21 protein-coding genes are annotated in these 22,343 nt (G+C 71.9%); 11 read left to right on the top strand and 10 right to left on the bottom strand.

The genetic code is table 11. The features are described 5' to 3' along the window. Nucleotides 1-30 precede the first annotated feature (30 nt). From IF19_RS0100740 to IF19_RS0100730, 3 genes are all read right to left on the bottom strand, one after another. Nucleotides 31-228 (bottom strand): hypothetical protein, encoded by a 198-nt coding sequence (locus tag IF19_RS0100740; RefSeq protein WP_030118766.1) that lies wholly within the window; start codon nucleotides 226-228, stop codon nucleotides 31-33. A gap of 9 nt (nucleotides 229-237) precedes the next feature. Further along, entirely contained in the window at nucleotides 238-897 is a 660-nt protein-coding gene (locus tag IF19_RS0100735) for a GNAT family N-acetyltransferase (protein WP_030118767.1), read from the bottom strand. 153 nt (nucleotides 898-1,050) lie between these two features. After that, nucleotides 1,051-1,761 carry a hypothetical protein gene (locus tag IF19_RS0100730; protein WP_030118768.1) on the bottom strand — a complete coding sequence of 237 codons (711 nt, stop codon included), beginning with the start codon at nucleotides 1,759-1,761 and terminating at the stop codon, nucleotides 1,051-1,053. Between the two features lie 282 nt (nucleotides 1,762-2,043). Between IF19_RS0100730 and gcl the strand changes: the two genes are divergently transcribed. Then, nucleotides 2,044-3,828: a glyoxylate carboligase gene (gene gcl / locus IF19_RS0100725; RefSeq protein ID WP_030118769.1), complete on the top strand. Its 1,785-nt coding sequence runs from the start codon at nucleotides 2,044-2,046 to the stop codon at nucleotides 3,826-3,828. Between the two features lie 117 nt (nucleotides 3,829-3,945). Here the strand turns inward: gcl and IF19_RS0100720 are convergent, their stop codons facing one another. The 4 genes from IF19_RS0100720 to IF19_RS1000000138030 form a co-directional block, all read right to left on the bottom strand. After that, nucleotides 3,946-4,170 (bottom strand): hypothetical protein, encoded by a 225-nt coding sequence (locus IF19_RS0100720; RefSeq protein ID WP_030118770.1) that lies wholly within the window; start codon nucleotides 4,168-4,170, stop codon nucleotides 3,946-3,948. Between the two features lie 155 nt (nucleotides 4,171-4,325). After that, complete coding sequence (locus tag IF19_RS0100715) at nucleotides 4,326-5,483, bottom strand: serine hydrolase domain-containing protein (RefSeq protein WP_030118771.1); 1,158 nt, start codon at nucleotides 5,481-5,483, stop codon at nucleotides 4,326-4,328. Nucleotides 5,484-5,530: 47 nt separating this feature from the next. Further along, nucleotides 5,531-6,160: an alpha/beta hydrolase-fold protein gene (locus tag IF19_RS1000000138035; protein ID WP_267882441.1), complete on the bottom strand. Its 630-nt coding sequence runs from the start codon at nucleotides 6,158-6,160 to the stop codon at nucleotides 5,531-5,533. A gap of 9 nt (nucleotides 6,161-6,169) precedes the next feature. Further along, nucleotides 6,170-6,610, bottom strand: coding sequence for an alpha/beta hydrolase (locus IF19_RS1000000138030; RefSeq protein WP_234313174.1), 441 nt, complete (start codon nucleotides 6,608-6,610; stop codon nucleotides 6,170-6,172). 205 nt (nucleotides 6,611-6,815) lie between these two features. On the opposite strand from IF19_RS1000000138030, the gene IF19_RS0100705 reads away from it, so the two are divergent. Then, entirely contained in the window at nucleotides 6,816-9,323 is a 2,508-nt protein-coding gene (locus tag IF19_RS0100705; RefSeq protein WP_030277376.1) for a helix-turn-helix domain-containing protein, read from the top strand. 287 nt (nucleotides 9,324-9,610) lie between these two features. On the opposite strand, the gene IF19_RS0100700 is transcribed toward IF19_RS0100705, so the two are convergent. From IF19_RS0100700 to IF19_RS0100690, 3 genes are all read right to left on the bottom strand, one after another. After that, entirely contained in the window at nucleotides 9,611-11,068 is a 1,458-nt protein-coding gene (locus IF19_RS0100700) for a catalase (protein ID WP_030118774.1), read from the bottom strand. Nucleotides 11,069-11,328: 260 nt separating this feature from the next. Continuing rightward, entirely contained in the window at nucleotides 11,329-12,222 is an 894-nt protein-coding gene (locus tag IF19_RS0100695) for a 2-hydroxy-3-oxopropionate reductase (RefSeq protein WP_030118775.1), read from the bottom strand. Between the two features lie 96 nt (nucleotides 12,223-12,318). Continuing rightward, a complete protein-coding gene (locus IF19_RS0100690; protein ID WP_030118776.1) occupies nucleotides 12,319-13,158 on the bottom strand; it encodes a TIM barrel protein in 840 nt (279 codons plus the stop codon). A gap of 267 nt (nucleotides 13,159-13,425) precedes the next feature. Here IF19_RS0100690 and IF19_RS0100685 point away from each other — a divergent pair, with 267 nt between their 5' ends. From IF19_RS0100685 to IF19_RS0100645, 9 genes are all read left to right on the top strand, one after another. After that, nucleotides 13,426-14,658, top strand: a complete 1,233-nt coding sequence (locus IF19_RS0100685) for a lactonase family protein (RefSeq protein WP_078580386.1) — start codon at nucleotides 13,426-13,428, stop codon at nucleotides 14,656-14,658. 107 nt (nucleotides 14,659-14,765) lie between these two features. Next, nucleotides 14,766-15,017 carry a thiamine-binding protein gene (locus IF19_RS0100680; protein WP_170757228.1) on the top strand — a complete coding sequence of 84 codons (252 nt, stop codon included), beginning with the start codon at nucleotides 14,766-14,768 and terminating at the stop codon, nucleotides 15,015-15,017. Between the two features lie 182 nt (nucleotides 15,018-15,199). Further along, nucleotides 15,200-15,520, top strand: coding sequence for a helix-turn-helix domain-containing protein (locus IF19_RS0100675; RefSeq protein WP_032748222.1), 321 nt, complete (start codon nucleotides 15,200-15,202; stop codon nucleotides 15,518-15,520). Between the two features lie 155 nt (nucleotides 15,521-15,675). Then, the gene (uraD, locus tag IF19_RS0100670) at nucleotides 15,676-16,212 is read left to right on the top strand and encodes a 2-oxo-4-hydroxy-4-carboxy-5-ureidoimidazoline decarboxylase (protein WP_030118781.1); all 537 of its coding nucleotides are present in this window, start codon (nucleotides 15,676-15,678) and stop codon (nucleotides 16,210-16,212) included. A 20-nt stretch (nucleotides 16,213-16,232) separates the two neighbouring features. Continuing rightward, the gene (gene uraH / locus IF19_RS0100665) at nucleotides 16,233-16,622 is read left to right on the top strand and encodes a hydroxyisourate hydrolase (protein WP_003965348.1); all 390 of its coding nucleotides are present in this window, start codon (nucleotides 16,233-16,235) and stop codon (nucleotides 16,620-16,622) included. A 7-nt stretch (nucleotides 16,623-16,629) separates the two neighbouring features. Beyond that, nucleotides 16,630-17,553, top strand: a complete 924-nt coding sequence (gene pucL / locus IF19_RS0100660) for a factor-independent urate hydroxylase (RefSeq protein ID WP_030118782.1) — start codon at nucleotides 16,630-16,632, stop codon at nucleotides 17,551-17,553. 67 nt (nucleotides 17,554-17,620) lie between these two features. Further along, nucleotides 17,621-19,024 (top strand): nucleobase:cation symporter-2 family protein, encoded by a 1,404-nt coding sequence (locus IF19_RS0100655; RefSeq protein WP_030118783.1) that lies wholly within the window; start codon nucleotides 17,621-17,623, stop codon nucleotides 19,022-19,024. A 45-nt stretch (nucleotides 19,025-19,069) separates the two neighbouring features. Continuing rightward, entirely contained in the window at nucleotides 19,070-20,458 is a 1,389-nt protein-coding gene (locus tag IF19_RS0100650; RefSeq protein WP_030118784.1) for an 8-oxoguanine deaminase, read from the top strand. Nucleotides 20,459-20,824: 366 nt separating this feature from the next. Further along, nucleotides 20,825-22,231 carry a nucleobase:cation symporter-2 family protein gene (locus tag IF19_RS0100645; protein ID WP_050493734.1) on the top strand — a complete coding sequence of 469 codons (1,407 nt, stop codon included), beginning with the start codon at nucleotides 20,825-20,827 and terminating at the stop codon, nucleotides 22,229-22,231. Nucleotides 22,232-22,343 lie beyond the last annotated feature (112 nt).

Below are 22,343 nucleotides of genomic sequence, written 5' to 3'. Positions count from 1 at the left end.
CGGGGTCACCGCGCGGGTGCGGACGCCGGGTCAGGCGGCTTCGATGATGTCGGGGTCGCCCCGGGTCGCGGCCGCCCACTCGACGAGGAGCACCTCATAGGTCGCCGCCTCCACCTCGGACCAGTCGGTTCCGGTGGCGTCGACGAGCGCCCGGATCGCCTCGTTGGCCTGGGCGGCTGCGGGCGCGGGGCGGTCTGCGGGGTAGGAGCTGTCCGGGAGTAAAGCCATGCGCACAGCTTACGCGCCACCACCGACAGCTACCGTCTCCGCAGCGCCGGACGTCTCCGACGTGTCCGGAAAGAGCTGCGGTTGTGCGACCGTTCGTGCGTCCTTCGGCGGGGGAACGGAGGCCGGCCGGTCCTCCGGCGGGGGGACGGAGGCCAGGTCACGGCGCATGCAGACCCGTGGCCAGCGGTCGAGCCCGTGCTGCGCCTCCTCGCCGCGGATCGCCCGCAGTCCGTCGGTGAGTTCTTCCTCACTCAGGACCCGGAAGCCGATCCGGGCGTAGTACGGGGCGTTCCACGGGACGTCGGTGAAGGTGGTCAGGGTGAGCGCCGTCATCCCGCACCGCGCGGCCACGCCGGCGAGATGGGCGATCAGCTCCCGTCCGATGCCCCGGCGGGCGGCGGCGGGATGGACCGAGACCTGCTCGATGTGCAGGGCGTCGTCGACGGGGTCGGCGAGCACATAGCCGAGCGGCCGGTCGCCGGTGGGGGAGAGGGGGTCGGTGGCCACCCAGCAGCGGTCTGCCTGCCGGTAGCCCTCCAGCAGGTCGAGCGGGGGCGGATCGTCGTCGGCCACGAAGGCCATGCCGAGGGCGCGGAACGGTTCCCCTGCGGCGCGCTCGATGTCCTGCAGCAGCGGGAGATCGGAGCGTCTGGCGGAGCGGATACGCATGGACTCAGTGTGCCGCGCCGGAGCCCCGGCCGGTATGCGAGGGGCCGAAATCCGGCTCCCGGCGCCACAACCGTACGCGTCGTCGACGTCGGCCCCGCGCGTGACCGGCACGGCGCCACGCGCGACCGGTGGGCCGCACGCGGCGCGGGGCGGTCAGGCGCCGGTGCTCACCAGTTCGTCGGCCGGCCCGTTCACCGGCTGCGGGGTGCCGGTGAGATCCAGGACGAAGAGGGGGAGGCCGACGCCGTCCGCGCAGGCCCGCGCGTCCTCCGCGTACCCCGCCAGGGAGAAGAAGACCCCGGCCGCCGAGGCGCCCAGCGCGTTGAGCCAGAGCGTCTCGACCGCGCGCAGGGCGGCCGGACGAGTGCGGGAGTCCACGTGCGCGATGACCCCGTCGCCCCGCAGGTCGATGCCGGAGGCGGGGCCCGCGCCGGGCCGGCCGACGTCGCGGTACCCCAGCCAGGTCAGGTAGCGGCCGGCCGCGGTCACCGCGTCGTCGCCCGTCCGGATCGTCACCGGCCGGAACGCCGGGCGCGGGTGGGCGGCGGTGCGCGGCAGCGGGATGTGGGCGGGAAGGACCGGCTCGGCGCGCGCCGCCGCGGTCGCCACGGGGCGTACCGGGATGCGCAGGACGCTCCCGCACGGGCAGCACAGCTCGGGCTGCGGCCACTGGTCCTCCCGGGCGCAGGAGGCGCAGCGCACGGTGACCCAGACGTCGTTCCAGCTGCGGTGGGCGACCCGGACCGCCGGGGCCCCGCGCAGCAGCGGCGGGGCGGTGGGCTCGCCGCACGGGCAGGGGTAGGCCGGTGTGCTGTAGGCGTGGTCGCGGCCGCAGGCGGGGCAGCGGACCGGCACGGACTCCACGTTCGTCTCCCTCCGGCACGGACCCGCGACCGACCGCGCTCCGTGCCTCCCTCGTCACCCCATCGTCCACCAGGAGCGAAGCTCCGGGGAGGGGAACGGGGGAGTTCGCGCCGAACGCACGGCGCTTTTCGGCCGCTTCCAGAGCCGCCCACGACCTTGACGACGGATCTCCCAGGTCCTAGATTGCTTCCGTATAACAGAAGTGAGTTTCCGTAATGCGGAATTGGTGCTCTCAGGTGGCGCGACAGAGCCCGACTCCACCAATCCCGAGCAGGAGCTTCCATGCCTCGTATGACCGCTGCCCGAGCGGCAGTTGAGATCCTCAAGCGCGAAGGCGTCAGCAACGCGTTCGGCGTTCCGGGCGCGGCGATCAACCCCTTCTACGCGGCCCTCAAGGCATCCGGCGGGGTCAACCACACCCTGGCCCGTCACGTCGAGGGCGCCTCCCACATGGCCGAGGGGTACACCCGGGCCGCGGCGGGCAACATCGGCGTCTGCATCGGCACGTCCGGCCCGGCCGGCACCGACATGATCACCGGCCTGTACTCCGCCATCGCCGACTCCGTCCCGATCCTCTGCATCACCGGCCAGGCGCCGACCGCCGTCCTGCACAAGGAGGACTTCCAGGCCGTCGACATCGCCTCGATCGCCAAGCCGGTCACCAAGGCGGCGACCACCGTCCTGGAGGCCGCGCAGGTGCCCGGCGTCTTCCAGCAGGCGTTCCACCTGATGCGCACCGGCCGCCCCGGCCCGGTCCTCATCGACCTGCCGATCGACGTGCAGCTCACCGAGATCGAGTTCGACCCCGAGCTGTACGAGCCCATCCCGGTGCACAAGCCCGCCGCCTCCCGCAAGCAGATCGAGCGGGCCGTGGCGATGCTGAACGCCTCCGAGCGCCCGCTCCTCGTCGCGGGCGGCGGCATCATCAACGCCGACGCCTCCGAACTGCTCGTCGAGTTCGCCGAGCTGACCGGCGTCCCGGTCGTTCCGACCCTCATGGGCTGGGGCATCCTCCCCGACGACCACGAGCTGAACGCCGGCATGGTGGGTCTCCAAACCTCGCACCGCTACGGCAACGCGAACTTCCTGGAGTCCGACTTCGTCCTCGGCATCGGCAACCGCTGGGCCAACCGCCACACCGGCAAGCTGGACGTCTACACCCAGGGCCGCACCTTCGTCCACGTCGACATCGAGCCCACCCAGCTCGGCAAGATCTTCGCCCCGGACCTCGGCATCGCCTCCGACGCCAAGGCCGCGCTGGAGCTCTTCGTCGAGGTGGCGCGCGAGCTGAAGGCCGCGGGCGGGCTGAAGGACCGCTCGGCCTGGGCCGCCTCCACGCAGGAGCGCAGGGCGACCCTCCAGCGCAGGACGCATTTCGACAACGTGCCGCTCAAGCCGCAGCGTGTGTACGAGGAGATGAACCGGGCGTTCGGCCCGGAGACCCGTTACGTCACCACGATCGGACTCTCCCAGATCGCGGGCGCGCAGATGCTGCACGTGTACAAGCCCCGCCACTGGATCAACTGCGGCCAGGCGGGCCCGCTCGGCTGGACGATCCCGGCCGCCCTGGGCGTCGCCACGGCGGACCCGGAGGGCACGGTCGTGGCCCTCTCCGGCGACTACGACTTCCAGTTCATGCTGGAGGAGCTGGCCGTCGGCGCGCAGCACCGCATCCCGTACGTCCACGTGCTGGTCAACAACTCCTACCTCGGCCTCATCCGCCAGGCGCAGCGCAACTTCGACATCGACTTCCAGGTCAACCTGGAGTTCGAGAACCTCAACTCCCCGGAGCTGGGCGTCTACGGCGTCGACCACGTCAAGGTCGTCGAGGGCCTCGGCTGCAAGGCGATCCGGGTCACCGAACCGGACCAGCTTCTCCCGGCCTTCGAGGAGGCCAAGAAGCTGGCGGCGGAGTTCCGGGTGCCGGTGGTGGTGGAGGCGATCCTGGAGCGGGTCACGAACATCGCGATGAGCGGGAGCGACATCGCGTCGGTGAACGAGTTCGAGGACCTGGCCACGGAGGCGTCCCACGCCCCGACCGCGATCCGCCCGCTGACGACCACCTGACGAAGGCGTCACGCGGGAGGCCCCGGCCTCCGGAGGTCCGAACCTCCGGAGGCCGGGGCCTCGCTGCGCGGGCCGGGTGCCTCGGCCGGGTGCGGCGCGGGAACGGCGGCCCGGCGCCTACCTCCCGCACGAGGCGATGATCAGCAGCAGGAGGAGGGCGATCCCGAGCAGCGTGAGGCAGCCGGCGCTCTCGGGGTTCTTCCGGTTGATCTCGACGCTGCCGCCCGGGACGAGTCGCGGGTGGCGGTCGGCGTAGTGGGCGACCGAGAGGTCCTCGGCCTCGGACTCGGTGGTCCACCGGGTGGAGAAACCACACTCGCCGCACCGGTAGCGGTATGCCATGTCGGCTCCTTGACGTCAGAGGGGGAAGGGGTGGGTGGTGTCGCGCCGCCCTCGCCGTGGCGCGGACGCGGGGGCGCGGGGGGTGGGGAGCGGGCATCCGCTCCCCACCCGGCGCCGCCCGCACGCGGAGCTGTCCGCGTGGGGCGGGCGTGCGGTCAGGGGCGCCGCGCCGCGTCCTCGCACAGGGCCGTGTCCAGGAGGGCGTGCAACTGCTCGGCCGGCATGCCCACCTGGAACAGCGCGTTGGTCACGACGGACGCGTGCCGGCCGTCCTCCGTGACCAGGGTCTGCGACATGTAGCCGGGGACGCCGCCGTCATGGCCCCAGGCCATGACACCGCAGGACAACTCCTTCCTGCCGATGCCGAGGCCGAAGGCGACCCCGGGACCGACCTCCCGGAGCTTGCGCATCTCGGCCAGACCCGCCGCCGAGACGACCTTGCCCGCGATCAGCGCCCGGTAGAAGGCGGTGAGGTCCTCCAGCGTCGAGACCATCGCCCCCGCGCTGCTGAAGAGGGACGGGTCGTAGGAGAGGGCGGGCGTCCAGAAGAAGAAGCCCCCGACACGCAGCCCGTGGTAGCCGTTGACGGCCGGGGCGGGCAGGGCGCGGTCGCCGGGGGCGGGGAAGACGGTCCGGCCCAGCCCCAGGGGCTCGATGACGCGCCGGGTGACGTTCTCGTGCACCGGCCGCCCCGTCACCTTCTCGATGAGCATGCCGAGCACCAGGTAGTTGGTGTTGGAATACGCGAACGCGGCCCCGGGCGCGGAGACCGGCGCGTGGCTCAGCCCCTTGCGCACCAGCACGGCCAGGTCGTACGTGCCGTCCGGGTTGGACGGGGGCTGGTCGATGACCACCTGCGGGGCGAACGGGGCGAGGCCGCCGGTGTGCTGCAGCAGATGGCGCACGGTGATGCGGGTGCCGTCGTAGCCGTTGCCGCTGACCACGCCGGGCAGAAAGTCCGCGATGGGCGCGTCCAGCGAGACCTTGCCCTCGTCGACCAGTTGCAGCACGACCGCCGCGGTGAACGTCTTGGTCTGGCTGCCGATGCGGAAGTGCTCGTCCGACCGGATGGGCCGGTCGGTGTTGATGGTGCCCGTGCCCGCCGACAGCGTCCAGGAGCCACCGGGGCCCCCGGCGTGGACCGCCGCGCCCGGCCCGGCGCTCGCCTGGAACGTCCTGAGCGCCTTGAGCGTGGCGGCGTGATCGGCCTCGGCGGGCCCGGCGTGCGCCGCCGGGGCCGACAGCGTCAGCAGCGTCGCGCAGACGACGCCGGCCACGAGGGAGAGCTTCGTCCTGTTCCGTTTGATCATCATGGTGTCCACTCCTTCGGGAGGTCTGCTGGAAAGGTCACTGCGCGAGGTCAGTCGGTCGCCGCCGCGAACGCGGCTTCCAGGCGGGGGACGTAGTCCGCGAACGCGGCGGACCAGCAGCCGTAGTGGTGGCCGCCGTCGCAGGTGGGGGAGAGCGACGCCCCGTTGCCGTAGTCGACGAGCCGGCCGGGGATGCCGAGGCGGTCCAGGCGGGCCTTGACGGTGGCGGCGGCGACCGCGGTGCGGCCGTCGATGACGCCCTGGTCACCGGTGTAGAGCGTCACCCCGGTGTCCTTGAGCTCGGCCAGGTTGGCCGGAGCCGCGGGGTCGTACGCGTTCCAGAGGCGGTCGGCGCCCAGAATCGGGTACGGCGAACCGAAGATCGCGTCGCTGTCGACGTACGGGCCGTAGTCGGCGCACTGACCGGAGCCGGAGGAACCGCTCACCGCGCACCAGGCGCCCGGGAGGTTGAGCTCGGTGGCCAGGACCGTCGCGCGGACCTCGGCCATGGCGAAGTCGATTCCGCCGGAGAGCGAAGCGGTGTGGCCGAACAGGTCGGGCCGGGCCTGGGCGTAGTGCAGTGCGCCGGCGCCGCCCATGGAGAGCCCCACCACGGCCCGGTGCGCGCGGTCGGGGACGGTGCGCAGGTTGGCGTCGATGTAGGGGACGACCTGCTCCAGGTGGAAGGTCTACCAGTTGGCCGCCCCCACGGCGGTGTTCTGCATCAGCCAGTCGGCGTACCAGCTCTTGAGGCCGCCGTCCGGGACGACGGTGATCATCTCGTCGGAGCGCAGGGCGGGGACGGCCGCCGCGTCGTTCACGTTGCCGCCGCCTCCGTGCAGGAAGTACGTGACGGGCCACCGCTTGTCCGGTTCGGCGGCGTATCCACGGGGAAGGAAGACGCGGATCTTGTGCGGGCCGGACACCTGGGGGGTGGTCACGGTGATGGTGAAGTCGGTGGCGGAGCGCACCTCGGTCGCGTCGGCGGCCTCGGTCAGGCCGAAGCCGTCGGTGAAGTCGGGGACGGCCGGGGCGTCCGCCCGTGCGGCGGTGCCGACGAGGGAGGCCGGCAGCAGTGCCGCGAGCAGGACGCCGAGGGTGCGAAGGCGGAGGGGCGTCAGGGATCTCAACGTGGCGTCTCCTCTGTGCGATGGGTCCGGCGGGGCCGCCGGTTCCACAAAGGTGGCGTTCGCGCAGCTCAGGGAACAGGCCAGGAGACCGGCCATGTGTGGCCGGTCAGCCCTTAAGCTCTGGGGCGTGTCCGGCGGGCCCCTTCGGGAGCCGCCGGACACGCCCTGGCCGGACTTTGGTACCCGTGCGAACTGGGAGCCCGGATTGACGGACGAACAAGGCGCGCTGCTCCGCCGATTACGCAAGCGCGCCCGCCTCACGCAGGAGCAGTTGGCGGAGCGGTCCACGGTGAGTGTGCGCACCATTCGCAGGCTGGAGACGGGCCGGTCGACCGACCACCGGCTGAGGACCCTGCACCTGCTGGCGGACGCCCTGGGGGTCGGGACGGAGGAGCGGCGGCAGCTCACGGACACCCTGGACCGGGCGCCGGAGGACGCTGTCGTAGGACCGCCGGAACCCGCGCCATCCGTACCGGCGTCGGAGTCGCCGGAACCCGCGCCGGTCGCACCGGCCGTCGGACCGCCGGAACCCGCGCCGGTCGCTCCGCCGGTCGCACCGGCGTCGGAGCTGCCGGAACCCGCGCCTATCGCCCCGGCGCCGGACCCGCCCGAATCCGCCGCGGCCGCACCGGTCGTCCAGCCGGCCACCCCGTCGGCCGGCGTGCTCGCCGACGCCGCCGCCTCGCTGGCCCGTGAGGTCAGGCGCCGCTGGCAGCGCGAGGAGGGACACCGACGCGTCCACGACCCCTTTCCGCTCCCCGTGCGATGGCAGCCGGCCCCGGCCGGGCTGATGGACCGGCCGGAGAACATCCAGCGGCTTCAACCGGGGGACACGCCCCGGGCGCTGCGGCTGAGCGGCGACCTCCGGGGCGTGGTCGCGGCCTACCGGAGCATCGCCTCCGGGCGACTGGTGATACTCGGCCGGGCCGGCTCCGGAAAGTCGGTGCTGGCCATCAAGTTCGCCCTCGACCTCCTCGCGGCCCCCGCCGCTCCGGTCCCGGTGCCGGTGATCTTCAGCATCGGGTCGTGGGACCCGACCACCACCACGTTGCGCGACTTCCTGGCCGGCCTGCTCCTGCGGGACCACCCGCACCTGGCCCGCCGGATCCCCGGCGGCTCGACGCTGGCCGCCGCGCTGGTCGACGCCGACCTGATACTGCCGGTGCTGGACGGGTTCGACGAGATCGCGGAGGCCCTGCGCGCGGCGGCGCTCGAAACGCTCAACGCCACCTCCTGTCCACTGGTCCTGACCAGCCGCCGGGACGAGTACGCCCGCGCGGTCCGCGCCGCGCACGCTCCGCTGGTGTGGGCCGCCGGCATCGAACTCACCGACCTCGGCGTCGAGGACCTGGCCGCCTATCTCCCGCGTACGGACCGGCTCGTCGCGCGGGGCGGCGAGGGGGACGGCACCGGCGTGTGGGACGCCGTCCTGGAACGGCTGAGGGCTCGTGACACGGCGGCGAGCACCCGGCTCGCCGAGGTGCTGCGCACCCCCTTGATGGTCATTCTGGCCCGGACGATGTACAGCGAGGCACCCGGGAGGGAACCGGAGGAGCTGCTGGACACCGCGCGCTTCCCCACCGCCGGACACCTGGAGGAACACCTGCTGGCGGGCTTCGTGCCGGCGGTCTACCGGCGCCGCGCCCTCGAACGGACCGACGGCGGTAGCGGGCAGCGGTACCGGGACCCCGACCAGGCCCTGCGCTGGCTCGGCTATCTGGCGCACAGCCTGAGCCAGGGCACGCACGACCAGCGGGATCTCGCCTGGTGGCGGATCGGCCAGAACCTGCGGACCGCCACCCGTGTCCTGCTCACCGTGCTGGTCTCCACGGTGTGCATGGCCGCGGCCACGCTGCTCGTGCAGGGGGTCGCCGCCGCATCCGGGCACGGCGAACCGATCGGGTGGGGCGCGTCCGTGTCGTACGCCCTGCTGGTCGGTGTCTGCTCCGGCACGGCCTTCGGGATCACGTACGCCGCGCTGACCGTGGTCGGCCGGACCGCCGCCGTGCCGTCCCGGGTACGGCTCCGGCTGTCCGCCGCGGGCCGCCGCACCGGGCGAAGACCCGTCCGGACGTTCCTCACCCGCTTCGGGTTCATGCTGCTGGGGGGTTCGGTGCTGGGAGTCGGGTACTCCTGGTCGGTCGCCCTGATGAGCGTGCTGAAGATCGATTACGCCCTGTCGCGCACGGAACTGATGACGATCGTGCTCATCAACACGCTGCTCTACGGGCTGATCATCGGCCTGACGGCCGGTCTCGTCTTCGGAACGCTGGCGGTGTTCGAGTCGCCCATGGACATCACCGCCGCGGCCACCCCGATCCGGCTGCTGTCCGTCAACCGTACGGCGGCGGGCCGGCAGCTCCTCGTGCTCGTCCCGGCGCTCGGCCTCGGCGTGGTCCTCTGCGGGTACGCCGTGGTCTTCCTGTTCCAGGGCCTGCTGGGAACACTGCTCTGGCCGTTGCGGGGAGCCGTGCTCCTCGGGGCCACCGGCGGGCTGGGCGGAGCGGCGGCCTACGTGCTCGTGTTCACCGCGTGGGGGCAGTGGCTGACGGTGTCCCGGGTCTGGCTGCCGATGACGCGCCGACTGCCCTGGGACACGGTGGCCTTCCTGGAGGACGCCTACCAGCGGGGAGTGCTGCGCCAGGCCGGCGCCGTCTACCAGTTCCGCCACATCCGGCTGCAGCGGCACCTCGCCCGGACCTACCGCGAATGACCCGCCCCCGCCGCGCACCGGAAGGACCGGCCGCACGGGCGCGGGCACGCGGAAGGGCGCGGAGTACGGGACCGTATCCGTACTCCGCGCCCTCGTTCACCGGGTGACAGGGACCGCGGCGGCGGCGATCGGCCCGGGTGAGGGCGTCTCCTTCAGGTCAGGAGACGGTCCCCGGTCCTTCACCACCGCACTGGCATCGCTCGACCGCCGCGGCCTCGTCGTCCTGCCCGTGCCGCGCGACACCCCTCATCCGGGTGCGCGGTACGGGCAGGGGTCCTGAGGGAGGCTCAGTCCTCGCGCAGGGCGCGGACCGCCTCCTCCACACGCTTGCCGTAGTCGGCGTCGGCGGCGTGGAAGTGGGCGAGGTTCTTCTCGATCACGTCGTCGCGGGTGACCTGGGACAGGCCCCCGGCGATGTTCGCGACCAGACGGCCCTTCTCGTCCTCGGACATGAGCCGGTACAGCTCGCCCGCCTGGAAGAAGTCGTCGTCCTTGGCGTGGGCGGGCGCCTCGTGCGTGCCCGTCCAGCCGTGGACCGCGAGCGGGGAGGACAGCGCGGCGTCGGTCTGCGCGGGCCCCGCGTACGAGTTGGGCTCGTAGTTCTTGTCGTACCGCGAACCGTAGCGGGTCGCGTGGAGCCCGTCGCGGCCGTAGTTGTCGACCACCGGCGTGCGCGGCGCGTTCACCGGCAGCTGGGTGTGGTTGACGCCCAGACGGTAGCGGTGCGCGTCCGCGTAGGCGAAGAGCCGGCCCTGGAGCATCTTGTCCGGGGACGGTCCGATGCCGGGCACGAAGTTGTTCGGCGAGAACGCGGCCTGCTCGACCTCGGCGAAGACGTTGTCCGGGTTGCGGTCCAGCACCAGGCGGCCGACCCGCTGGAGCGGGTGGTCGGCGTGCGGCCACACCTTCGTGAGGTCGAACGGGTTGAACCGGTAGTCCGCCGCCTCGGCGGCCGGCATCACCTGCACGTACAGCGTCCAGGACGGGTTGACGCCGCGCTCGATGGCCTGGAGCAGGTCCGTCTGGTGCGAGTTGGCGTCCTTGCCGACGAGTTCGGCGGCCTGGTCGGCGGAGAGGGACCGCACGCCCTGGTTCGTCTTGAAGTGGTACTTGACGAAGAACGCCTCACCCTGCGCGTTCGTCCACTGGTAGGTGTGCGAGCCGTAGCCGTTCATGTGGCGGTACGAGGCGGGGATGCCGCGGTCGCCCATCAGCCAGGTCACCTGGTGCGTCGCCTCGGGGGAGTGCGCCCAGAAGTCCCAGACGTTGTCCGGCTCCTGACGGCCCGTGAACGGGTCGCGCTTCTGCGAGTGGATGAAGTCGGGGAACTTGATCGGGTCCTTGATGAAGAACACCGGGGTGTTGTTGCCGACCAGGTCGTAATTGCCCTCGTCCGTGTAGAACTTGAGGGCGAAGCCGCGCGGGTCGCGGACCGCGTCCGCGCCGCCGAGCGAGTCCGCGACGGTGGAGAAGCGGATGAACGTCTCGGTGCGCTTGCCGACTTCGGAGAGGAAGTCGGCGCGGGTGAAGCCGGTGACGTCGTCGGTGACCTCGAAGTAGCCGTACGCGCCGGAGCCACGGGCGTGCACCACGCGCTCCGGGATGCGCTCGCGGTTGAAGCGGGCGAGCTTCTCCAGGAGGTGCTGGTCCTGGAGGAGGAGCGGCCCGCCGAGGCCGGCGGAGGCGGAGTTCTGGTTGTCGGCGACCGGGGCGCCTGACTCGGTCGTGAGCACACGCTTAGCCATGTGGCGGGATGACCTTTCGTACGAGCTGCTGACGGCTTGAGGAGCGTAAATTCGCCACTGAGCAACGTCAACAGTTTGTTGAAAATGAAGTATGTGGTTCCGGGTCGCGGCAGCGCCTGGGCGCGACAGGACAGGTGTCAGCGCCACCGCGACCCGGAGTCGAGGGGGCCCGTCGTGCGGGCCGTGGCCCCGGGGGCGGGCCGGCGGTCGTGGCCGGCCGGCCTCCGCGCGGGGCCGGGCTCCTCGCGGAGCCGCGAGGGTCAGACCTGGGAGCCGGAGAGCCGCTCGACCGAGCGCAGCAGCGCCGAGTGGTCGAGGCCGCCGTCGCCCTGGGCGCGCAGCGAGGCGACCAGCTGGGCGACCACGCCGCCGACGGGCAGGGCCGCGCCGACGTTGCGGGCGGCGTCCGTGACGATGCCCATGTCCTTGTGGTGCAGGTCGATCCGGAAGCCGGGGGCGAAGTCCCGCTTCAGGAAGTTGTCCTTCTTGCGGGTCAGCACGGTCGAGCCGGCGAGGCCGCCGTTGAGGACGTCGAGCGCGGCGGTGAGGTCCACCCCGGACTTCTCCAGGAAGACCACGGCCTCGGCGCACGCCTGGATGTTGACCGCGACGATCAGCTGGTTGGCGGCCTTCACCGTCTGGCCGGAGCCGTGCGGACCGCAGAGCACGATGGTCTTGCCGAGCGCCTCCAGGAGCGGCTTCGCGGTGTCGAAGTCCGCCTGCTCGCCGCCGACCATGATGGACAGGACCGCCTCGATGGCACCGGCCTCACCGCCGGAGACCGGCGCGTCCAGGACCCTGATGCCCTTCTCGGCCGCCTTCTCGGCGAGGTCGACCGAGGTCTGCGGGGTGATGGAGGACATGTCCACCAGCAGCGCGCCGCGCCGGGCGTTCTCCAGGATGCCGTCCGGGCCGTACGCGATGGCCTCGACCTGCGGCGACGCGGGCACCATCGTGATGACGACATCCGCGTCCTCGACCGCGTCCGCGATCGAGGAGGCGCCGGTGCCGCCGGCCGCGACCAGCCGGTCGATCTTGTCCTGCTCCAGGGTGTAACCGGTGACGTCGTAGCCGGCCTTGATCAGGTTCTCGGACATGGGGGAGCCCATGATGCCGAGGCCGATCCACGCGACCTTGGGGAGGTTGTTGCTCATGAGGGTGCCTTCCTGGAAAACATGTGTACGGGAGGGGGCCGGGCGAGCCCCCGGGGTCCGCCCCGGCGCGTGCGCGGCCGCGTGGCCGGCGGCCGGTCAGCGGTCCGCTCGGGCCGTCTCCGGGAGCCAGTCGAAGGCTTCCGCGCTCGGCCGGTCGCCCGGCTTGTACTCCAGGCCGACCCGGCCCGTGTACCCGGCGTCCTTCAGCTCGTCGAGCAGCCGCTCCAGCGGGAGCGAACCCGTGCCCGGCGCACCGCGCCCCGGATTGTCGGCGATCTGCACGTGGCCGGTCTTCGCGGCGTACGCCTTGATCACCTGGCTCAGATCCTCGCCGTTCATCGACAGGTGGTAGAGGTCCAGCAGGAACTTGGCGTTCCCGAGACCGGTCGCCGCGTTGACCCGGTCGACGACCTCGATCGCGGCCGGTGCGCTGACCAGCGGATAGAGCGGCGACTCGGGCTTGTTGAGGGCCTCCACGAGCAGGATCGCCCCGACCCGGTCCGCCGCGCGGGCGGCCAGGACCAGGTTCTCCAGGGCGAGCGCGTCCTGGACCTGCGGGTCGGCGCCCTCGACGCGGTTGCCGTACAGCGCGTTGAGCGCCGTGCAGCCGACCGAGGCGGCGAAGTCGGCCGCCACCTCGATGTTGGCGCGGAAGCGGTCCGACTCCTCGCCGGGCACGGAGAGCGCGCCGCGGTCGGGGCCGGGGAGCTGTCCGGCGTAGAAGTTCAGCCCCACCAGGTGGGTGCCGGCGTCGTCGAGCGCCTTCTTGAGGGCGTCGAGCTCGGCCTGCGGAGGGGTGGGGGTCTCGATCCAGGGCCACCACAGCTCGACCGCCGTGAAGCCGGCCGCGGCGGCTGCCGCGGGACGCTCCAGAAGCGGGAGTTCCGTGAAGAGGATCGACAGGTTCACATCGAAGCGCTGGTCCGGGTATCCCATGAGGATGTCGGCGCTCCTTCCGTATTGCGGAAGTTCGTTTCTGCTTAACGGAAGATTGCCCGGCGAGCGGTGGGGCTGTCAAGGGGTGCCGGTGAAATCGCCCCGGGCGGCGGAGTTCATGTCGTGGTCAACGGCCTTACGCGAGACGGGTGTTGCGGAGGATGCAACCGGTGTTGCGCCTCTTGCCGTACGGCCGCGGACGGGTCAGGGTGGCCAACGCAACCGCCCGTACGAGAAGCAGCCGTCCCCCCACACGAGGTGCCTCGCATGAAGCCGTTCCCGAACCCGAACCCGAGCCCGCGCACATGCCCGAGCGTGAGCACGCCCCCCGGCCCGGCCCCCACCCGCCGCGGCCTGCTCGGCGGCCTGCTCGCCGGAGCCGCCCTCGCCGCCGTCGCCCCCGCCTCCGCTCTCGCCGCGCCCGCCCGGCCGCAGGCCCGTACCGCCCCCGCCGCCCCGCGCGCCACGCGGTCGCTGCTCCTCGGCACGTACACCTCGGAGGCGGGAGGCGGCGCCGGGATCGGCACCGCCGCGTACGACACCGTGAGCGGCGCGATCACCCCCGGGCCGGTGATCGGCGGCGTGCGGAACCCCTCCTACCTGGCCGTGCACCCCTCCGGAGCCACCGTCTACGCCGCCTGCGAGCAGGACCCGGGCGCGGTCACCGCCGTGCGGTGCGCGCCGGACGGGACGTACGAGGTCATCGGCGGCCGTCCCACCGGCGGCGCCGGGACCACCCACCTCTCCGTCCACCCCTCCGGGCGCTGGCTGCTGAGCGCGGACTACGGCTCGGGCAGCGTCACCGTGCACCCGATCGCCGAGGACGGCTCGCTGGGGGAGCGCACCGACCGGATCACCCACAGCTCACCGCCGCCGGGACCGGGGCAGGGCGGCCCGCACGCCCACCAGATCGTCACCTCGCCCGACGGCGGCCATGTCCTCGCCGTCGATCTGGGCACCGACACCGTGTACAGCTACCGGCTCGACGAAGGCGCGGGGACGCTCACCGAGGTCTCCCGCGCGGCCCTGGCCCCCGGCTCCGGCCCCCGCCACCTGGCCTTCCACCCCGGCGGTCGGTTCGCCTACCTCGCCTGCGAGCTGGACGACACGATGGTCGTCTGCGCGTACGACCCCGCCACCGGCGCCCTCGCCCCGGGGCCCGGCCAGTCCACCGGCACGGGCTCCGGCACCAGCTATCCGGCCCAGCCGGTCGTCACCGGGGACGGGGCGTACGTCTACCTCGCCAACCGGGGCCACAACAGCCTCACCCGCTACGCCGTCGAGGACGAGGGGGCGACCCTGCGGCTGCTGGACACCGTGCCCGTCGGCGGTGACTGGCCCCGCCAGCTCGCCCTGTCCCCGGACGGCGCGCTGCTGTTCGTGGCCAATCAGCGTTCCTCCACCGTGACCGTGTTCGCGGTCGGCCCGGACGGCGCGCTGACCGCCGCCGGCGACCCCTTCCGGGCGCCCGTCGCGGTCTGCGTCCTGCCGCTGCCGTGACCCCGGGCCGGGGTCCCGCGCACGCCGGGGCGGGGCCCCGCCCAGCGGCTACAGTCGTGGCCGAGCCGCGGGAGCCCGCACCCGGGGCGCGGACACATGGAGGCACAGTGCGCTTGAGGGTGGAGTTCACCACCGAGCCGTTCGATCTCGACGAAGCGCCCACCCACGCGGTGGTGGCGCGGGAGGTGATCCAGGCCGCCGAGCTGGACGCCGTCGACGTCGGCCCCTTCGGCAACACCGCGGAGGGGGGCGCGGACGAGGTGCTCACCGCCGTGGACTCCCTGCTGCGCCAGGCCCTCGCGTCGGGCGCCACCCGGGTCTCGCTCCAGGTGAACGTGATCGAGGGGGAGACGCCGTGACCGAATCCGTCGACCACCCTCCTGCCGCCGGCGCCCCCTCCCCGGCGACGGGCCGGCCGCCGACCGGGCCCGACCGCCCGGCGCCGGAGGGCGACAGCCCGTCGCCCGAGCCCGACCACCGGGCGCCGGGGCCCTGGCTCGACCACCCGCTCGTCTCCGCCGTGAAGCCGCTCGTCGACGCGATGGGCGCCGAACTGCTGGGTCCGGACCGGGCGGAACAGGACGACGTCGTCCTCGCCTGGGAGGGCCGGGACGTCATAGCCGTACGGCTGCCGCAGCTCTCCGAGTCGCTGGACCACATCCTCGCGGCGATGGAGCGGCGGCACGGCATGCCGCTCGCCGACCTGGACCGCAAGGCCAAGCAGTCCGTCGTCCGGACGCTGGAGGCACGCGGTGCCTTCTCGGTGCGGCACGGAGTGGAGACCGTGGCGGGCGCCCTGGGCGTCTCCAGGTTCACGGTGTACAACTACCTCAACAGGGAACATACGGCCAAGGGTGAGTAGTTGGCCGAACACACGGGAGAGCCGCCGTCCGCATGCCGGGACGGCGGCTTTCTTCGTTCGCGAGATTTCAACAAACTGTTGACGTCGTGTTGCGGAGGGCGTTAGCTATCCGCAGCCCGAACAACGCACAGCGAAAAACAGCCACGGAGGCTCCCGTGACGTCGAGCAACACACCGGGCCTCACCCGGTTCAACGCCCTGGCGGACGGCGAGGCCACCCCCGTACTGCACGAGGTGTGTGCCAGTGCGACCTGGGGAAAGACGGTCCTCGCCGGGCGTCCGTACGCCACCGGGGAAGCCCTGCTCGCCGCGAGCGACGCCGCCACCGCGCGGCTCACCGCGGCGGACCTGGCCGACGCGATGGCGGGCCACCCGCCGATCGGCCGCCCGAAGCCGGGCGACCCGACCTCCTCCCGCGAACAGCGGGGCATGGCCGGCGCCTCCGACGAGCTCAAGACCGAGATGCTCGAACTGAACCTGGCCTACCAGGAGCGGTTCGGACACGTCTTCCTGATCTGCGCCACCGGAGCCACCGGTGAGCAGATGCGCGACGCGGTGAAGTCCCGGATCGGGAACGCGCCCGAGCAGGAGCAGGAGATCGTGCGCACCGAACTGGGCAAGATCAACCGCATCCGGCTGACCCGTCTCGTGACGGAGACCCTCGCAGAGGACGCTCCCGCACAGGACTCTTGAGATCTAGGAGAGTGACGGTCTTGAGTACCGACACGACCGCATCGGTGTCCACCCACATCCTGGACACCAGCATCGGCCGCCCCGCCGCGTCCGTCGCCGTCTCGCTCGCCGCCCGCGGCGGGAGCGACGCGCCGTACGTCACGCTCGGGGCCTCCGCCACCGATGCGGACGGGCGTTGCAAGGACCTCCCGGCCCTGCCGGAGGGAACGACCCACGTACGTCTCGCCTTCGACACCGAGACGTACTTTTCCAAGAAGCAAGCCGAGGCGCAGCAGGACGCCCCCCGCGTAAGGGACAGCGGCGCGTTCTTCCCGGAGGTGACCATCGCGTTCGCGGTCGTCCCGGGCGAGCACTACCACGTACCGCTGCTGCTCAACCCGTTCGGCTACTCCGTTTACCGAGGGAGCTAGCACCGACATGCCCACGATTCTCGGCCAGAACCAGTACGGCAAAGCAGAGAACCGCGTCGTGAAGATCACGCGGGACGGCGACACCCACCACATCAAGGACCTGAACGTCTCGGTCGCCCTCTCCGGCGACATGGACGACGTCCACTACTCCGGCTCCAACGCCAACGTCCTGCCGACCGACACCACCAAGAACACGGTGTTCGCGTTCGCCAAGGAGCACGGGATCGAGTCCGCCGAGCAGTTCGGCATCCACCTCGCCCGCCATTTCGTCTCCTCGCAGGAGCCGATCCACCGCGCCCGCATCCGGATCGAGGAGTACGCCTGGGAGCGCATCGCGACCTCGGACGGCAACTCCAGGTTCATCGGCGCCGACGACGTCAAGCACTCCTTCGCCCGCAAGGGCCAGGAGACCCGCGTCACCCAGATCACCTACGACGGCGAGAGCTGGGAGGTCATCTCCGGCCTCAAGGACCTCACCGTCATGAACTCGACCAACTCCGAGTTCTGGGGCTACGTCAAGGACAAGTACACGACGCTGAAGGAGGCGTACGACCGCATCCTGGCGACCGACGTCTCCGCCCGCTGGCGGTACAACTGGACCAGCGACGAGCAGCGCATGCCGAACTGGGAGAAGTCCTACGAGCAGGCGCGCAAGCACATGCTCCAGGCGTTCGCCGAGACGTACTCGCTCTCGCTCCAGCAGACCCTGTACCAGATGGGTTCGCGCATCATCAACAGCCGCAGCGAGATCGACGAGATCCGCTTCTCGCTGCCGAACAACCACCACTTCCTGGTGGACCTCGAACCGTTCGGCCTCAAGAACGACCATGAGGTCTACTTCGCGGCGGACCGTCCCTACGGTCTGATCGAGGCCACCGTGCTCCGGGACGGCGTCGAGCCGAAGATCCCGGTCGACATGACCAACCTCTGACGCGGTGCTGAACCGGCCGCCGCCCGCCCGCAGACGGGCGGCGGCCGGTCACCCGGAGGGAACACCCATGGCACAGCCTGCAACGGGGCCGGCCGAAGGCCCAGGCAAAGACCCCTCGAAAACCCTCGCCGGTACGGCAGTTCACCCGGTCGACGAGAGACTTCCGCCGGCGCGGCTCGTCCCCGCCGCACTCCAGCACATCGCCGCCATGTACGCGGGCGTCGTCACCCCTCCGCTGATCATCGGCCAGGCCGTCGGCCTGGACACCGCCGGCATGACCCGGCTCATCGCGGCGAGCCTCCTGGTCGCCGGACTCGCCACCGTCCTGCAGACCGTCGGCCTCGGCCGCTTCGCCGGCAACCGGCTCCCCTTCGTCAACGCGGCCTCGTCCGCCGGGATCGCGCCGATGCTCGCCATCGCCGAGACCAGCGCGCCGGGACACCAACTCCCTTCCATCTACGGGGCAGTGATCGTCGCGGGCGTCTTCTGCCTGGCGGTCGGGCCGTTCTTCGGCAGACTGCTGCGCTTCTTCCCGCCCCTCGTCACCGGCGTGGTCATCACCCTCATCGGCGTCACCCTCATGCCGGTACCGGTCGCCTGGGCGCAGGGCGGCGACGCCACCGCCGACGACTTCGGCGCCATGAAGTACCTGGCGCTGGCCGCCTTCACCCTCGTCGTCATCCTGCTCATCCAGCGGTTCGGCCGCGGCTTCCTCAAGCAAGTGGCCCTGCTCATGGGCATGTTCGTCGGCACGCTCGCCGCGATCCCGTTCGGCATGGCCGACTTCTCCGCGCTGCGGTCCGCACCGCTCGCCGCCCTGCCGACCCCCTTCGCCTTCGGCGCACCGGAGTTCCATCCCGCCGCCATCCTCTCGCTCTGCATCGTCATGCTCGTCCTGATGACGGAGTCCTCGGCCGGCATGCTCGCCCTCGGCGAGATCTGCGACCGCCGCACCGACGGGCGCACCATCACCCGCGGACTGCGCACCGACGGCATCGCCACCCTCCTCGGACCGGTCTTCGGCGGCTTCCCCACCAGCGCCTTCGCCCAGAACGTCGGCGTCGTCTCGCTGACCCGGGTGCGCAGCCGGTACGTCGTCGCGGCGGCGGGTGGAGCCCTCCTGGTCCTCGGCGCCTTCCCGGTGCTCGGCGCGGTCGTCTCGCTCGTCCCGATGCCCGTCCTCGGCGGCGCCGGCATCGTCCTCTTCGGCTCGATCGCGGTCAGCGGCATCCGTACGCTCGCCGAAGCCGGACTCGACGACAGCTCCAACATCATCCTGGTAGCCGTCGCGCTCGGCGCGGGCATCATCCCGCTCGCCGCGCCCACCTTCTACGCCGGATTCCCGGCCTGGGCGCAGACCGTCCTCGGCTCCGGGATCAGCGCGGGAGCCCTGGTCGCGGTCGTGCTCAACCTGTTCTTCCACCATCTCGGCACCCACAGCCGCACCGCTGTGGCACTCAAATCCTCCTAGGGTCCTGCCGTGCCCACATCGCCACAGAGAGAAGAAGGAAGCGCCATGGCAGCTTCGGCAGACCCTCAGCGCATCGTCATCGAGAACTGTTCGATCGCCACCGTCGACGCCCGCGACACCGAGTACGCCTCCGGGCACATCGTCGTGGCCGGCAACCGCATCGAGTCCGTCGGCGCGGGCAGCGCCCCCGAGGGCCTCACCGGAGTCGTCCGGCGCGTCGACGCCACCGGGCACCTCGCCACCCCCGGCCTGGTCAACACCCACCACCACTTCTACCAGTGGATCACCCGGGGCCTGGCCACCGACCACAACCTCTTCAACTGGCTGGTCGCCCTCTACCCGACCTGGGCGCGCATCGACGAGCCGATGGCCCGCGCCGCCGCACAGGGATCGCTCGCCATGATGGCCCGCGGCGGGGTCACCACCGCCATGGACCACCACTACGTCTTCCCCCAGGGCTCCGGCGACCTGTCCGGCGCGATCATCGGAGCCGCCCGGGAGATGGGCGTACGGTTCACCCTCGCCCGGGGCTCCATGGACCGCAGCGAGAAGGACGGCGGCCTGCCCCCGGACTTCGCCGTCGAGACCCTGGAGGGCGCGCTCGCCGCCACCGAGGCCACCGTCGACGCCCACCACGACGCCTCCTTCGACGCCATGACCCAGGTCGCCGTCGCCCCCTGCTCGCCCTTCTCCGTCTCCACGGAACTGATGCGCCAGGGCGCTGAGTTGGCCCGGCGCAAGGGCGTGCGGCTGCACACCCACGGATCGGAGACCGTGGAGGAGGAGCAGTTCTGCAAGGAGCTGTTCGGGATGGGGCCGACCGAGTACTTCGAGTCGACCGGCTGGCTCGGCGACGACGTGTGGATGGCCCACTGCGTCCACATGAACGACTCCGACATCGCCGCGTTCGCCCGTACGGGAACCGGCGTCGCCCACTGCCCGTCCTCCAACGCCCGCCTCGCCGCCGGAATCGCCCGCGTACCCGACATGCTCGCCGCCGGCGTCCCGGTCGGCCTCGGCGTGGACGGCACCGCGTCCAACGAGTCCGGCGAGCTCCACACCGAGCTGCGCAACGCCCTGCTCATCAACCGCCTCGGCGCCCACCGCGAGGCCGCCCTCAACGCCCGGCAGGCCCTGCGCCTCGGGACCTTCGGCGGGGCCCAGGTGCTGGGCCGCGCCGACCAGATCGGCTCCCTGGAGGCCGGCAAGCTCGCCGACCTCGTCCTGTGGAAGCTGGACACCCTGGCCCACTCCTCGATCGCCGACCCGGTGACCGCGCTCATCTTCGGCGCGGCCGCCCCGGTGACCCTCTCCCTCGTCGACGGCAAGCCGGTCGTCGAGGGCGACCACCTCACCACGGTGGACGAGGACGCCATCGCCCGTGTCACCCGCGACGAGGCCCGCCGCCTCGCGCGGATCGCCGCCGGAGCCTGACTCCGCGGCACGCCCCGCACGGAGCCCGGCTCCGTGCGGTGATCCCCGACCGGCCGGTCGAGGGGGACGGCCCGAGACCGGCCGCCGTGGACCCGAGCGGGGTCCGCGGCAGCCGGTCCGGCGGACGCGCACCCCATGTGCGCGCCCGCCGGACCGGTGATGAACGCTGCCCGCACCCACCCCCACGTGCGCGGCCCGCACCCCCCCTCTGCACGACCTGCACCACCTGAGAGAGCCGCAAGCACCGCCGCACCACTTACGCACCACCTCCCTGAACCCCACGTCGCCGACGACGTGTAACCGACCGGAGGAACCGCCGTGGCCGCTAAGCCCAGGTTTCGCAAAGACGCAGACGCCCCCGACGTGATGGACGACTCCGTCGCGGAAGGACCGAGTGACGGCCGGAAACATCCGGTCGACGAAACCCTCCCCCCACTGAAGATGTTCACCAGCGGCCTCCAGCACGTGGCCGCCATGTACGCGGGCGTGGTGGCCCCGCCGCTCATCGTGGGGCCCGCCGTCGGCCTCACCGCCAAGGAGACCGCCTTCCTGATGGGAGCGAGCCTGTTCACCGCGGGCATCGCCACCCTCCTCCAGACCATCGGCTTCTGGAAGGTCGGCGCCCGGCTGCCCTTCGTCAACGGCGTCTCCTTCGCCGGCGTCGCCCCGATGATCGCGATAGGCAAGGACCGGGGACACGACGGGATAGCCGTCATCTTCGGCGCGATCATCGTCGCGAGCCTTCTCGGCTTCGTCCTCGCCCCGTACTTCTGCAAACTGGTGCGCTTCTTCCCACCCGTCGTCACCGGCACCGTGATCACCCTGATCGGCGTCTCGCTCCTCCCCGTCGCCTTCAACTGGTCCCAGGGCGGCAACGCCACGGCCGACGACTACGGATCGATGACCAACATCACCATGGCCGCCGTGACCCTGGTCATCGTGCTGGCCCTGCGCAAACTCCTGCGCGGCTTCCTCCAGCAGATCGCGATTCTGCTCGGCCTGGTCATCGGCACGCTGATCGCCATCCCCGCCGGCATCACCGACTTCGGCGCCATCAAGGAGGCCGACGTGGTCGGCTTCCCGACGCCCTTCGCCTTCGGCGCCCCGCAGTTCGAGATCGCCGCCATCATCTCGATGTGCATCGTGATGCTGGTCTGCATGACCGAGTCCACGGCGGACATGCTGGCCCTCGGCAAGATCGTCGACCGCCCCGCCGACGAGAAGGTCATCGAGGGCGGTCTGCGCGCCGACACCCTCGGCAGTGCCATCAGCCCCCTCTTCAACGGCTTCATGTGCAGCGCCTTCGCCCAGAACGTGGGCCTCGTCGCGATGACCAAGATCCGCAGCCGCTTCGTCGTCGCGGTCGGCGGCGCCATCCTGATCCTGCTCGGCCTCGTCCCGGTGGCCGCCTCGGTCATCGCCCTCGTACCGCTGCCGGTGCTGGGCGGCGCGGGCATCGTCCTGTTCGGCACGGTCGCGGCCAGCGGCATCCAGACCCTGGCCACCGCCGCCCTGGAGAAGGGCGAGAACGCCCTGATCGTGGCGGCGGCCGTGGGCATCGGCCTGATCCCGATCGCGGCGCCGCAGTTCTACCACGCCTTCCCCGAGGACCTGCTGGTCGTCCTCGACTCGGGCATCTCCACCGGCTGTGTGGTGGCGATCGTGCTCAACCTCGCCTTCAACCACTTCGGCCGCAAGCCCGATCCCGCGGACGAACCGCCCGTGAACGGCGAGCACGTGGTCCCGGCGGCCGCCGGGGTCGGCGTGCACTGACGGAGCGGGCGGCGGACCGGTCGCCCGGCACGGGTCCCTCCGGCCCGGTGAAGCCCCCGCGCGGGTTCCACCGGGCCGCCGTCGCGCCCCGGTGGGCGGCGCGGGGCACCGC

The organism is Streptomyces californicus, assembly GCF_000717645.1.
GTDB lineage: Bacteria > Actinomycetota > Actinomycetes > Streptomycetales > Streptomycetaceae > Streptomyces > Streptomyces californicus.
Note: the sequence above shows the minus strand (reverse complement) of the source record. Positions and strands in the feature narration are given on the sequence as shown.